The 14,233-nt window shown below is 36.3% G+C and carries 14 protein-coding genes; all 14 read left to right on the forward strand.

Going from position 1 to position 14,233, the window contains the following annotated elements; genetic code table 11:
* Positions 1-243 precede the first annotated feature (243 nt).
* The 14 genes from BIV20_RS05470 to BIV20_RS05535 all read left to right on the forward strand — a co-directional run bounded on the left by BIV20_RS05470 (position 244) and on the right by BIV20_RS05535 (position 14,233).
* Complete coding sequence (locus BIV20_RS05470) at positions 244-900, forward strand: CPBP family intramembrane glutamic endopeptidase (RefSeq protein ID WP_083655100.1); 657 nt, start codon at positions 244-246, stop codon at positions 898-900.
* Between the two features lie 317 nt (positions 901-1,217).
* A complete protein-coding gene (gene tnpC / locus BIV20_RS05475; protein ID WP_143524481.1) occupies positions 1,218-2,672 on the forward strand; it encodes an IS66 family transposase in 1,455 nt (484 codons plus the stop codon).
* A 384-nt stretch (positions 2,673-3,056) separates the two neighbouring features.
* The gene (locus BIV20_RS05480) at positions 3,057-3,647 is read left to right on the forward strand and encodes a TetR/AcrR family transcriptional regulator (protein ID WP_075718840.1); all 591 of its coding nucleotides are present in this window, start codon (positions 3,057-3,059) and stop codon (positions 3,645-3,647) included.
* Positions 3,644-4,144, forward strand: a complete 501-nt coding sequence (locus BIV20_RS05485) for a flavodoxin domain-containing protein (RefSeq protein ID WP_075718842.1) — start codon at positions 3,644-3,646, stop codon at positions 4,142-4,144. Before BIV20_RS05480 ends, BIV20_RS05485 begins: the two co-directional genes overlap by 4 nt.
* 18 nt (positions 4,145-4,162) lie before the next feature.
* Positions 4,163-4,558: an FMN-binding protein gene (locus BIV20_RS05490; protein WP_075718844.1), complete on the forward strand. Its 396-nt coding sequence runs from the start codon at positions 4,163-4,165 to the stop codon at positions 4,556-4,558.
* Between the two features lie 14 nt (positions 4,559-4,572).
* On the forward strand, positions 4,573-5,445 hold the full coding sequence (locus BIV20_RS05495) for a hypothetical protein (protein WP_075718846.1): 873 nt from the start codon (positions 4,573-4,575) through the stop codon (positions 5,443-5,445).
* A gap of 38 nt (positions 5,446-5,483) precedes the next feature.
* Positions 5,484-6,335, forward strand: a complete 852-nt coding sequence (locus tag BIV20_RS05500) for a hypothetical protein (RefSeq protein WP_075718848.1) — start codon at positions 5,484-5,486, stop codon at positions 6,333-6,335.
* Between the two features lie 9 nt (positions 6,336-6,344).
* Positions 6,345-7,202, forward strand: a complete 858-nt coding sequence (locus BIV20_RS05505; protein ID WP_075718850.1) for a DUF6544 family protein — start codon at positions 6,345-6,347, stop codon at positions 7,200-7,202.
* Positions 7,203-7,233: 31 nt separating this feature from the next.
* On the forward strand, positions 7,234-7,920 hold the full coding sequence (locus tag BIV20_RS05510) for a response regulator transcription factor (protein ID WP_075718852.1): 687 nt from the start codon (positions 7,234-7,236) through the stop codon (positions 7,918-7,920).
* A gap of 2 nt (positions 7,921-7,922) precedes the next feature.
* A complete protein-coding gene (locus BIV20_RS05515) occupies positions 7,923-8,978 on the forward strand; it encodes a HAMP domain-containing sensor histidine kinase (RefSeq protein ID WP_075718854.1) in 1,056 nt (351 codons plus the stop codon).
* A 105-nt stretch (positions 8,979-9,083) separates the two neighbouring features.
* Entirely contained in the window at positions 9,084-11,429 is a 2,346-nt protein-coding gene (locus tag BIV20_RS05520; RefSeq protein ID WP_075718856.1) for an ABC transporter permease, read from the forward strand.
* Positions 11,430-11,463: 34 nt separating this feature from the next.
* Positions 11,464-12,219: an ABC transporter ATP-binding protein gene (locus tag BIV20_RS05525; protein ID WP_075718858.1), complete on the forward strand. Its 756-nt coding sequence runs from the start codon at positions 11,464-11,466 to the stop codon at positions 12,217-12,219.
* 12 nt (positions 12,220-12,231) lie between these two features.
* The gene (locus BIV20_RS05530; protein WP_075718860.1) at positions 12,232-13,032 is read left to right on the forward strand and encodes a M23 family metallopeptidase; all 801 of its coding nucleotides are present in this window, start codon (positions 12,232-12,234) and stop codon (positions 13,030-13,032) included.
* A gap of 121 nt (positions 13,033-13,153) precedes the next feature.
* Entirely contained in the window at positions 13,154-14,233 is a 1,080-nt protein-coding gene (locus tag BIV20_RS05535; protein ID WP_075718862.1) for a 4Fe-4S dicluster domain-containing protein, read from the forward strand.

A 14,233-nucleotide genomic window follows, 5' to 3' on the forward strand; every position in this document is an offset into this window, starting at 1 on the left:
CCAGCCTCTAGCGAGAAGAAGCGAAGCGGAATCGAGCTAGGCGATGCGTGGAGTATGGAATTATGTGAATTTATTTGTGATAGTGCCATATTTTATATGGTAAGCACCGAAGGTGCCTTTGCGGATAAGCAGAGATTTTTAGATAAATTTGGCGCCAGCCTCTAGCGAGAAGAAGCGAAGCGGAATCGAGCTAGGCGATGCGTGGAGTATTACGATAAACAAAAAACTAAGGAGAAAAGACTTATGAATAAAGATAAAGAAATCAGAAACATATGGAAACTTATATTTCTGCACTTGTTTCCAGGAATTGCGTTAAGCATTATGTATATATTTTTTTCGAAGGTGGGAATTTTAGAAGGATATCCCAGGGCAGTTATATTAGGAGTTTCTGCGATTTTTTCAATAATTCCTATTGAACTTGGATACCTATTTTATGTAGCAAAGAAGGAAGAAGGAACTTTTAATATATTTAAGATATTAGGTTTAAAAAGTAAGTTGAAGGTTAAAGAATTTATACTTTATTCTCTTTCATTGCTTATAGTGGGAGTGGGAATTTTAATTGCTTTAAAGCCACTTTCAAATTTCTTATTAAAAACGGTATTTTGTTGGATTCCAAGTTGGTATAATTTTGTCCAAGATATGAGTTTGTTTAGTAAAAACTATATTATCATAGCAACTTTAGTAAGCTTTTTCATTTTTACACTCATAGTACCAATTATTGAGGAGTTTTACTTCAGAGGATTTTTAATGACTCGAATGAAGTGGATGGGAAAATATAGTGTTTTATTTAATGTAATATTATATTCAGTTTACCATTTTTATCAACCCTGGCTTGTTATTACAAGGATTGCTATGATGTTACCATTATACTATTTTGGTAACTGTTCAGAACCTCGATAAGTTCGTGTGATTTTATTTTGTATAAAACAGAGAATTTTAATTTTTTCTGTTTTGATAAAAATCGCTTTATTGTGGATAAGAGAATTTCTACTTAGAAGTTTTCTTATCTCATGTGGATAGATATATTTTTTCGCTTATATTTTATTTCAAATCCATCGATTTTCGATGATTTTGAATAGATTTAATACCATTTGTGCTCAAAAATTTAATACTTATCCACCGTCATTTTTACCATAAGCGGTTTTCTTAAGATTCGCTTATTTCCTTGAATTTCGTTATAATTATACTATAGAAATCAAGGAAAGAAGGTGGTCTGTTTGCCTATTAATATCACAATGGAATTCGTTCAACAGTTAATGGATCAGAATACTGCTTTGACAAAGCAGGTATCTGAAATGAACGAAACAATTAAAGAGCTTAATCAGACCATCAAAGAACTTAAGGAGCAGCTCAACAAAAACTCCAAGAATAGTTCAAAACCACCTTCAAGCGATGGACTTAAGAAACCACCGGTAAATAAGAATCGTAGTCTGCGTCAAAAGTCTGGTAAGAAGCAGGGAGCTCAGAATGGCCACGATGGAACATGTCTTTCTGTTATCGCTGAACCTGACATTATAGAACCACATATGCATTCTGATTGTGATAATTGCCCTTATCATGATAGCTGTCTTGATAAAGCTTGCATCAAGGAGACTCGTCACGAAATTGATGCTGAAGTAAATGTAAATGTCACAGCACATCAGCTTATTGTAGTAAGAAACTGTCCTCTTCATAACTGCCAGAAGGCAGGTTCTTTTCCTGCTGGCATCAAAGCAACTGTGCAGTATGGTAAAAACTTACAAGCAATGGTAGTCGCTTTTAATACTGTTGGAGCAGTAAGTATTAATCGCACTCATGAAATACTCAGTAGTGTATTCAACATCCCACTATCAACTGGAACCATCAAAAACATGGTGACTCGATGTGCCGATGTTTTAAAGCCAACCTATGAAAAGATTTATTGTATTATGACGAAGCTTGGGCTTATTCATTGCGATGAAACAGGAACTCGTGTTGATGGCAAGACCTGGTGGGTTCATAACGTTTCAGATATGGATTATACCTATCTGAGCATCCAACAGAAACGAGGGCATCTTGGAATGGATGCAATTGGAATCCTTCCATCTTTTCAGGGTATTGCTGTCCATGATTGTTGGGCTTCATACTGGAAGTATCCAGATGTGAAACATGCGGTATGCTGCGCACATCTATTGCGTGAGCTTAACGGGATAATCGAAAACTATCCCGAGCAAAAATGGGCTCTACAATTCAAAGAACTTCTTCTTGATATGAAAAAGGTAAGAGACAAAGCTCTTTTAGGCGAAAAAGATGAAATCAGCTATTATCATCGACATAAGTTTGATAAGAAATATGATGAAATCATCAAAACCGCATATGAAGAAAATCCTCTTCCTGAAGAAACCATAAAAAAGCGTGGTCGCAAGAAAAAGAGCAAGGTATTAAATTTGATTTGCAGACTACAGAATTACAAGGCATCAGTCTGCCTATTTATAAATAACCTCTGTGTACCTTTCGATAACAACCAGGCTGAACGAGATTTAAGAATGATAAAAGTCAAAACTAAAGTATCAGGCTGTTTTCGAAGTGAAGAAGGTGCACAGGAATATTTAACAATTATGAGTTATATCGGAACCGCTCATAAGCATGGAATCAATGCATTCACAGCGATAAAAGAATCATTAAATGGGAATGCAGATATCATCTTTGCTTAAGACGTTCTGAACAGTTACCTATTTTGTATATAAAAAAGACTCTCTGAAATTAGGAGTATTTGTGCATTGTTTAGCAAACTTTCCGGATGTGGTAGCATATATGTTACTGTTGTAATATAGCGTGGAAGATGAGGAGGAAAAAATAGAGGGACTGAAGGCGATTATGAAACATGCCACAGGTAAAACGGATTGGACATTTGAGCAAAAGATGTTGAATGCTGTCTGTGTATTTAAATTAGTAGTAGAAAAAATAAGTTGCAAGCAAATTTTCTAAGAGTATTAGGAAATTGAAAAATTATTGACAAACTATACATAACAATATATAATCCGTTTATATAAACTATTTATATAAACGGATTATTTTTTGAATTGAGGAGGGAACACATGCCAAAACAAAGAATTACAAAAGAAATGGTAGTTAAAGCTGCCTTTGAACTGGCGAGAGAAGGCGGTATGGAACAGGTTCTGGTAAAAAACATTGCAGAAAAACTTGGGTGTTCGGTACAGCCCATTTACAGCTATTGCTCGAATATGGAAGAGTTAAAAAAGGATGTGCAGAAGTGTGCAGCTGAGTTCTTCCGAGAGTATGTTGCTGCACACGTAGATAAAGAAGATTTTTTTCATAGTATTGGTAAGGCATATCTGCTTTTATCGAAAGAAGAACCAAATTTATTTGAACTATATTTTCTTCGGAAAAGACCAGATTGTATGGCTACATCATTGGAGAAACTTTATGAACAAGAATGTACACCGGAAGTTGCAGAGTTCCTTGCAGAAAACTATTCCATATCTTTGGAGGCTGCAAGAAGGTTGCATCTGAATATGGTAATTTATAATACCGGCATCAGTACACTGATGATATCCAGTAACTTTGGGATTTCCTTGGAGGAACTGGAACAAAAGTTAGTCGAGACCAATGAGGTGTTTTTGGAACAAGCAAGAAAAGAAACAAATGAAAAGGAGAATAGAAAATGAAGAAATTAGTAGTATATCAAAGTTCCACCGGGTTTACAGCAAAGTACGCAGCATGGATTGCAGAGGCACTTTCTTGTGAAGCAAAGGAGTTAAAGCGAGTTTCAGCCGGAGAAGTAGCAGAATGCGATTGTATTATTTTTGGTGGATGGATCATGGGCGGCATGATTACAGGACTGGATAAAATGCGAAAAATGAACCCAAAACAGTTGGTAGTGTTTGCTGTTGGGGCAACATCAAACAGTGAAGAATTGCGAAATAACTTAAAGAACCAAAACCATTTGGAGCAGACGCCATTTTTCTATTTTGAGGGAGGACTTAACTTCGAAAAGATGAGTTTCTTCCCGAAAATGATGCTTAAAATGATGCAAAAATCTGTTGCAAAAAAGGAGAATAAGACAGAACAGGAGAAGGAGATGGAGAAGCTGTTTGCAGGTTCGGTTGACAATTCTGATAAAGCTAATATAGAACCATTGGTTGCATTGGTGAAAGAGGCGTAAGAGAAAAGGAGAATTAGAATGAAAAAGAAATTAAAAATAGCACTTATTGTTGTGGTAGTAATTGTATTACTTTTTGCAGCTATGTTTGTAGCAATGGGGAAGAAAGCAAATGAAGCTTTGGATAAACAGGTGAATGTCGAAATTGATATGGAAAAGGTTGCAGATGGTGTTTATAAGGGAAGCAGTGATGGAGGCATGGTAAAGGTGGAAGTGGAAGTAGAAGTGAAAGACCACAAGATTGTCAATATCAATCTGTTGAAACATGAATGTGGAACAGGTAAGCCGGCAGAAAGCATGCTAGATGAAATGATAAAAAATAATACGGATGATGTAGATGCAGTTAGTGGTGCAACTACTTCAAGTAAAACGCTTCGTAATGCTGTGAATAAAGCACTTCAAAGTGGAATGAAATAGGCAAGGAGAATGGAATGAAAAAAATAATATCTGTATTGACAATATTAACAGCGATTCTGGCAATAATTTGTTGTACTTTTGGTATTTTTGATAAGGAAAAGCATAATTATTCTACGATTAAAACAGCCTATGAGGAAGAAATTACTTTATACCAAGAGGGAGTTTATGCAAGGGATTCGTTTTCGATGGCTTCTCAGGCAATTGCGCAGGATTATATTACCTTATTTGTGGGGGTGCCGGCTCTTTTAGTCACGTTGTATATGGCAATGAAACATGGGAAAATATGGATGCTATTTCTTGCAGGATTTATAGGATATTTTCTATATGCATATATCCCTTATGCTACAATGCTATCATATAATAAGTGCTTTTTACTATATGTTATGCTGATGGCAATAGGGATATATAATTTCATTTTATGTATGATTCAGATTGTAAAAACGGAATTTCCGTCATATTATTTTAAATATTTTCCGGTTAAAGTATTGGCGGTATTTCAAATAATCACGGGTGTACTACTGTGTGGTATGTGGCTTTCGCGAATTATCAGTGCAGAGTTAGCATGTGGGGCTCCAGTTGGGTTGGAACATTACTCTACACTAGTAATTCAGGCGGTGGACTTGGCCATTATTGTTCCTGTAAGTTTTATTAGTGCGTATTTACTTTTGAAAAGAAACAAAATAGGATATGGATTGTACGTTGTTTTACAAGTGAAAGGAATTGTAATGGCAATGGCGGTTACAGCGATGACAATTGGTATGATACGAAATGGTGTGAAGGTCAGTATCATGGAAATAGCATTCTTTCCCTCTATTTTAGTAATTAGTGTAGCATTTTTAGTATATGCTTTATGGGGAATTAGAAGAGCAAAGCGAGAAGAAACATAATGGAAATGAACTTATAAAAAGAATGAAAGGAAAATCTAATGAAAAAGAAAAATGACATTTTGGCTATTATTACAATATTATGTATGTGCGTAACATCAATGGCTGGAATTCTATCCATGAACTTCGAACATGCTTATAACTTTGTAAATCAATATGGACACACAGTAGAGATTTTTGGTTACGGAATTTATGCCAATGATAGCTATTTCAAAGCTCCAATTTCCATAGGAAGTGACTTTTGCATTTTGCTTGTAGTGGTTCCGTTATTCGTATATACTTATTTACAGTATAGAAAAAAAGGCGATACAACCACGGAAATAAAACTGATTTCCATGTATGCCGTTGCATTTTACTATGGGGCGAGCATTGCCTTTGGTGTTACCTATAACCAGATTTTTCTAGTGTATGTGTTGCTGTTTACCAGTTCCTTGTTCGGGATGTTTGCACATATCAGAAAGGTGAGCGTAGAACAGAAAGTAACTGTCACAAAAGGATTAAGTGCATTTATGATTGTAACTGGAGTAGCACTGATTGTAGCGTGGTTGCCGGATATTATTTCAGCAATGGTAATGGGAGGGACACTTCCTTTGATTGGCGTATACACAACAGAAATTACATATGTGCTTGATATGGGCATTATTAGTCCGATGTGTTTTGTATGTCTGTACTTGTTGAAGAAGAAAGAGGGACTTGGAGTGGTACTTTTGACAGGTTTGTTGAAATTGTGTATCATTGTAGGGATTATGATAATTCCACAATCGATATGTCAGGTTCTTTCCGGTGCAGAAATAGCACTTCCGGTACTTGTTACAAAAGGATTATCTTTTGTGGTTTTGGGAGGATTTGCATTGTATTTTAATAGAAAATTATATCGAGAATTGGAAGAATAGGAGGAATTCATGAAGAAAGTAATTGTAATCGGTTTGATTCTGTTGGTGTTAATCGGGGGAATCATCATATACTGGAAGTTGCCCTATTCACCGGAAAAGGAGAAGTTTCACAATTCCATGCAAAAGAGGGTGGATGGAACGAAAAAAAGCGATGCGGTTTGTACACGAGAAGAAATAGAGCAGCTACCGGAACCGTTGAAGAAATATTGTGACTATATTGGATTGGAAAATTTTCCAAAATACCAGGTCGCAAATGCAGTATTTGATAATACGGACTTTGTATTTGATACAGCATCCGGAAAAGTAATAAGTATGGATTATGATTTGTGGCTTTTTTATGGAGATTTCTATCGTTCCGCATTTTGCAGCAGTTCCATGTACGGGATTCCATTTGAAGGTGTGGACTATGCTACGAAAGATAATCAGGGCGGTATGAAAGGAATCCTTGCAAAACACATCCGGCTTTTCGATGAAAAGGATGAACAGGGATACAAGGCAGGCCTTATTTCTTGGCTGGCAGAATCTGCAACCATAAATCCATCCGTATTGTTGTCTCCATATGTTACTTATGAGGAAATAGATGATACACACGTTAAGGCAACCGTATCTTATCGAGGTGTGTCCGGTTCCGGAATATTTACGTTTAATGCAGACGGAGCAATTACAGAGTTTTATAGTCCGGAACGGCAAGTAGAAGAAATCGACGGTGTGAAGATGGAGCTTGGATGGGTATGCACCTATGATGGTTATGAAGAGAGAAATGGGATTAAAATAGCAACGAAAATAAAGAGTATTAAGGTATTTCCGGATGGGAAGGAATTGGTTTACTTTGCAGCAGAGGACTATACAGTAGAGTATATGAAATAAAAGGTTCGCAGAGAAAGTCAGGGAGTCAGGCATGGACAAGATCTTAGTTGTAGATGACAATAAAGAGATTACAGATTTAATTGAAAGTATATTAGAAAAAGAAGGATATGAAGTTGTAAAGGCTTATTCCGGTTTGGAGGCAGTAAATCTTTTCGAGGCAACAATGTCGTTAGTCATTTTGGATGTAATGATGTCTGAAATGAATGGCTATGAAGCCTGTCAGAAAATTCGCCAGCAAAGTCAGGTTCCAATTTTGTTTTTAAGTGCAAAGGGAACAGATGTCGACAAAGTAGTGGGGTTGTCTGCCGGAGGAGATGACTATATGGTAAAGCCATTTAGTGCCATTGAATTAGTCGCGAGAGTCAGGGCGTTAATCCGCAGATATCATTATGCAGGGAAAATTCAGCAAAGTACAAATTTGATTGTTGTAAATGATGTATTAGCCATTGATGTTGATGCCAGAAAAGTGACCAAATATGGGGAAGAGATTAGTTTGACAAGAACAGAGTTTGGCATTTTAGAATTATTAGCCCAAAATAAAGGAAGAGTCTTTAGCACCGAAGAGATTTTTAAAAGTGTATGGCAGGATAAGTATTATGAAGGGAATAATACGGTTATGGTGCACCTGGCCAGACTTCGTGAGAAAATAGAGGATAATCCAAGAAAAGCCCAAATTATTAAGAATGTATGGGGTGTGGGTTACAAAATTGAGGATTAGAGGTGAAAACATTGAAGCATAAATTGCAGTGGAAATTTATATTTATTATGTTTATCAGCCTTATTGCGGGGATTATTTTAATGGCAGTAAGTCAGGGCATTTATGGATATTATCACCAAATGAGCGCAGAAAAGACGCAGGAAGTATTTGAAGCCGGTTGGTATGCAATCGCCTTGGATATCGCATTTGTCGGAGTGGTTGTCATTGTTTTTCTCATTTTATCCAGAAGCATTGTCAAGCGTATTGAACAATTAAATAGCAGTATTGAGCAGATTTCGAAAGGAAACATGAAAAATATTCCGATAGATAAACATAAAGATGAGTTAGGAACGCTCTCAGGAAGTGTATATGAAATGGCCAGAATGCTAGAAGAATCCTTAGAAAATGAGCGGGCTATGGTACGCAATATTGCCCATGATTTGCGTACTCCGGTTACCTCTATTCAAGGATATGCACAGCTGTTGGAGCAGAGTGAAGAACTTTCCTTGCAAAATAAGGAACATGTGGCAATTATTCAAAGAAAATCAGAACATTTGTCGGAACAAATAGAGGAATTATTGGAATACTCCATCTTACAGTTTGAGGAAAAAGAGTATTCTTTTGAGATGCTATCATTAAGCAGCTTGGTAGAGCAGATTTTTATTGATTTTATCCCACAGCTGGATGCACTAGATATGAAGTTTTCACTGAAGGGAAATGACGCACCGCATATGATTTCCTGTAACCAAAATCTTATGATACGGTTATTGGAGAATCTGATTAATAATGCACTGCGGTATGGGAAAAAAGGGAAAATAATAGAAGCATTCTTGTCAGAGGATGAATCGCATGTGTATCTGGAAATTGCTAATTATGGAAGTACATTAACACAGACGCAGATACAGAATATCTTTCATCCCTTTTATCAGGGAGAAGATGCAAAGGAATATGTGACGCAAAGTAAAGGGTTAGGGCTTGCGATTGTATCTAAGATTGCAGCTATTCATCATGGAACTATTACAGTACAGTGCGAGGAGGAAACAAAGCGTACCGCGTTTTTACTGACTTTTGATAAATAAGAAATAAAAAATGTAATTAAGTTGTAAGTTTTTCTTACAACTTTTTTTATGTTTAGAAGTTATGATGATAATTGTTCAAGAAACAAAAGAATTAAGGAGGAGATTATGTTTCAGAAACAATTTAAAAAAAATAAGGTGATTCATCTTACATTACTTCTATTTATGATATTGGCTGCATTTTTAATGTCGGTTGCAAGCTGTGTTATTTTGCAGACTTCCGGTTCTATGGAAAATATTTTTTCTATTGCAAAACCGCCTCATTTCTTACAAATGCATACAGGAGAACTGGATGAGGAAAAAGTACAGGAATTTGCAGACAGTGTGGACTATGTATCCCAGAGCGAAATCGTTGAAATGGTAAATATTGATGGCGCAAATATCTGGTACGAGAAAAAAGGAAGCAGTGCTGTTTCTATGGCAGAAAGTATGTTGGATAATGGATTTGTCAAACAGACAAAATACTTTGATTATTTGTTAGATTTAGATAATAACATTGTTAAACAAGAAGATGGAGAAATAGGAGTTCCTATCAGTTACATGGAAAAGTATGGTCTATCTATTGGAGATACCATTACGCTTACAAAAGGCGACTTTTCGAAAACATACGAAATCAGAAACTTTTTAAGAGATTCTCAAATGGCATCTACTATGGCATCCTCTGTTCGATTTTTAATGAGTGACCATGATTTCATGGAACTAAAAGAAAAGGTGGGGGAAGTAGAGTATATCCTTGAATTCCGTCTGGAAGATAGTGGTCGGGCAGGGGAATTTCAAAAATTGTATGAGGATTCCGATATGCCGGTAAATGGTCAGGGTATTACTTATCCACTCATTAAGCTGGTAAATTCGCTGGCTAGCGGATTGTTAGCCGGAGCAATGATTTTGGTCAGCATTATTTTAATTCTACTTGCGGCATTCAATCTTAGGTTTACGATTTTAGCAGTGCTGGAAGAAGAAATCCATGAAATTGGTGCGATGAAAGCAATTGGTATCAGTAATAAAGATATAAAGAAGATGTATTTAAAAAACTATCGTGTGTTAGCAGTAATCGGTTGCATCATTGGATTTCTCATTGGAATAGTTACCAATAAATTATTTACGAAAAGTATAAGACTTGTGCTGGGAGAGCAGGCGCTGGGGATAAAGGGTGTTATTGTTTCTATGATAGCCGTGTTGTTTGTATATTGGTTCATGATGCATCTTTGCAAAAAGATATTAAAACGCATCGGTAACATCACAGTAGTTCAGGCCTTGGTTTATGGAGAGACAGGGACACGAAGAAAAAGAACAGAGAAATGTTCGTTTTCACTTCAAAAGTATTGTAAAAATCATGTGAACTTGTATTTTAGTTTAAAAAATCTGGTGCAAAAGAAAAAATCCTGGTTATTGATTGTGGTAGTATTTTTCCTTGCTACAAATATCATGTTAGTTCCTTTGAATCTTATTCACACAGTTCAGGACAAAAAATTTGCCAATAACATGGGAAATGCAGACTGTGACTTGGGGATAGAACTTCAGACAAAGGATCATATAGAAGAAAATTGTGCACAAATAGTTTCTATGTTAAAGAATGATGCACAAATAGAAAGTTATAGTGTTTTTTCCACAAACAAGTATGAAACCTTAGGAGAAGATGGTGAGGAATCCATTCAGGTGCAATGGGGAGATTATACGGAGTTTATGATTCCATGTATCGAAGGACGTTCACCAGAGAAGGAAGGAGAAATTGCACTTTCTTATTTGAATCAAGTAAAGTTAGGAAAAAATGTTGGAGACTCTTTGGAAATTACCATGGATCATCAGCGAAAGGAGTATAAAGTTACCGGAATTTATCAGGATCTTACCAGTGGTGGATATACAGCAAAAGCTTTTAGCAATGATGAATTTAAGGAAGTACAAAATTATACGATTTATGCTAAGTGTACGGATAAAAGCGATGTCAAAAAGCTGGCGGAGCAATATAGTGAAATGTTTTCGTTTGCTAAGATTTTACCTATAGAAGAATATACTTCTCAAACATTTGGTAGTGTGATTGACACTTTTGCTGATGCTGCATACGTTTGTGTAGTGGTAGCAGTGTTTATCGGGGGATTGATTACCGCGCTGTTTTTGAAGTTACAAAGCGCAAAAGAGTATTCGGAGATTGCAACATTAAGAGTATTAGGTTTTTCTTCTAAAGATATTATAAAACAATATATGATAAAAGGATTTCTTGCATCATCGCTTGGTATTTTGTTGGGGATTCTCTGGTGTAATACCGGTTGTGGGGATATGGTAGGATTTGCGTTAAAGTTTGCAGATTCCGGAATTGCAGATTTTGAATTTGTAACGCAGCCAATATTTAATTTTGTGATATGTCCGTTGATTCTGGTGCTGACAGCAATGATAGTGACTTATGTGTGTGCACGGGAAGTGAAGGATTATGAAATTATAAAAATGCTTCAAGAATAGCGCAAGAAGAATAATGAAAAAACAGGAGGTTGTTATGAGTAAAATTTTAGAAACAAAAAATGTATATAAAGAATTTGGTCAGGAGAATAAAACTGTTGTATTAAAAGGAATTAACATGGAAGTAGAGGAAGGCGAATATGTCGTGATTATGGGGCAATCCGGTTCGGGAAAATCTACCTTACTGTACAATATCAGTGGCATGGATAAGACAACATCCGGAGAAGTAATCTTTGATGGAGAAAAGATTTCTGAATTTGATGATGAAAAAATGAGTCAGTTACGTTTACAAAAGATGGGATTTATTTTTCAGCACTCTTATTTGTTGAAAAAAATGTCTTTGAGAGATAATGTAATGCTTCCGGCTTTTAAAGCCAAAAAATACTCGAAAAAAGAGATATTGGAAAAAGGCAATTCGTTAATGGAAAGCCTGCATATTGAGGGGGTCGCTGATCATGCAATTAATCAGGTGTCAGGAGGACAGGTACAAAGGACTGCCATTTGCCGAGCGTTAATAAATGAACCTAAAATTTTGTATGGGGATGAACCCACAGGAGCATTGAATGCGTCTACAACCAGAGAAGTAATGGATATATTAAATACAATCAATAAAAAAGGAACAACAATTGTGCTTGTGACCCATGATGCCAAGGTGGCCGCAAGAGCAGACCGCATTATTTATCTGCAGGATGGGGAAATTGTATCAAGTCTGACACTGGGAAAATATGAAAAACAGCAGGAAAAGAATCGAGAAGAAAAGACAAACCAGTGGCTTAGGGAACAAGGATTTTAAGGAGAGAAAAAGATGAAGAAAAAAATTGGATTTGGGATTCTGCTACTTGTGGAGTTGCTGTTTATTGTTGGAGTGTATTTTATCAGGGGGCAAATAGGAGCTTATCTTTGGTCTGCAAATGTATTTATTATTGCGCCAATAGCAGCCGTGGCATTTCTGGCTCAGCTTATTGTTTTGATTATTAGAATCGTTAAGAAAAAAAAGATACGTTGGAATGCAGCATACATAATTTTATCTTTTATCATGACATATCCGATTACGATACTGATGGGAATATCTGTTTTAACATATCCGACTAGTAATAGCGAAAAAGATACAATAAGTGTGAGTAATCCGGTACAAGAATCGGTTTTACTTGGAGGAAAAGAGTATAAGACACATGCGGTCTGGCCATCAGAATGTTATGCCTATGATATTCTGAAAGAACCATATGATATAGACTCAGATGATTTATATGATTATGGAATTTATCTTGCTGATGTATATTGCCCGGTGAATGGAACGGTAATTGATTGTAAAGATACCGAAGAGGATATTCTTCCAAACACAGAGGAATTTGAAAGTTCATTGGGAAATTACATTTTTATCGAAGTTGATGAAACGGGAACCTATCTTATTCTGTCACATTTAGAAAAGGATAGTGTGTTAGTAGATGTGGGAGAACATGTTACGAAAGGCATGAAAATCGCAAAGGTTGGGAATTCCGGAACAACATCCGAACCCCATTTGCATATGCAGCATCAGAGAAATAATCCACTGGAAATGAAGATTCCGGTTTGTGCAGAAGGATTGCCAATGAAAATTGAAAATTAGGTCTAAAAAATAAAACTTGACAAAGTGACCAGTTGCTCACTATAATAAACATAGAAAGTGAGCGACCGGTCACTTTATGTTATTTGAAACAATAAAACACAAGAAGAAAGGTAGTGTCAAAATGGAGCAAGTATTGATAAATCAAAAAACATTGAAGCAGAGAAAGAGCATAAAGCAGATACAGAAAGCAGCTATTGGCAAATATGGGCGAGGACATGGAGCAGTTGCAAAGGCTAGAATCGGAAAGCTTGTAAGCCTCTCTGGGCAGGAAGTAGCGAAAACAAGTACAAAAGGTATAACAATTCCAGACTTATCACAAGACGAATTACTTTGTATTATAAGAGAAAGCAAATTAACAGGGATGAGTGGAAATGAATTTCCAACGGTTCAAAAGTTAGAAAATTTTTTGCAAAGTAAAAAGGAAAATAGTATATTAGTAGTCAACGGTGTGGAGTGTGAACCGGGTTTACTGCATGATGAATGGCTTCTGGAACAGTGTTTGGATGAAATTATGGGAGGAATTCAGATTTTGTCTAAAACGCTAGGTATAAAACATTCGGTGTTAGCGGTAAAAACAGATATGAAATTTGAAAGTAAAGGAATAAAATTATGTCGGGTACCGGCAAGATATCCCATGGGAGAAGAGCATATCCTGCTACAACAGCTTTTTGGGGTTACTATGGATAAAACGGAGTATCCGGCAGAAAAAGGTTTTTTGGTGATGAATGTGCAAACCGTATATCAGATATATCATCTGTGTAATGGAACGTATCAGGAAGGAAGATATGTGACATTGGCAGATATAGATACCGGGGAAGCAAAGGTTGTTTTTGCAAAGGATGGCGACAACATCAGAAAAATTTTAGAAAAAAACTTTGTAAAGCATAAAAGTAAGGAATGCTATGCAGGAGGTGGAATACTGTCTGCACATCCGATAAATGAGAATGAATGTTTTAAGGGAAATATTTCATTTGCCGCTATTGGATACCCTGCTAGTATTTCCAATGAGAATCAGTGCAAGAAGTGTGGGAAATGTATGCGTAAGTGCCCTATGGGAGTAAACGTAAAAGAGATTGTAAAAAGGCGCGAACAGAATCCGAATGCGGACATTACAGGATTGGGATTAGAAAAATGTATCCATTGCAATAGTTGCACCTATTTTTGCAAGGCAGGAAAGAATATAGCTGCCATACTAAAGTAG

The organism is Roseburia sp. 499, assembly GCF_001940225.2.
GTDB lineage: Bacteria > Bacillota > Clostridia > Lachnospirales > Lachnospiraceae > Petralouisia.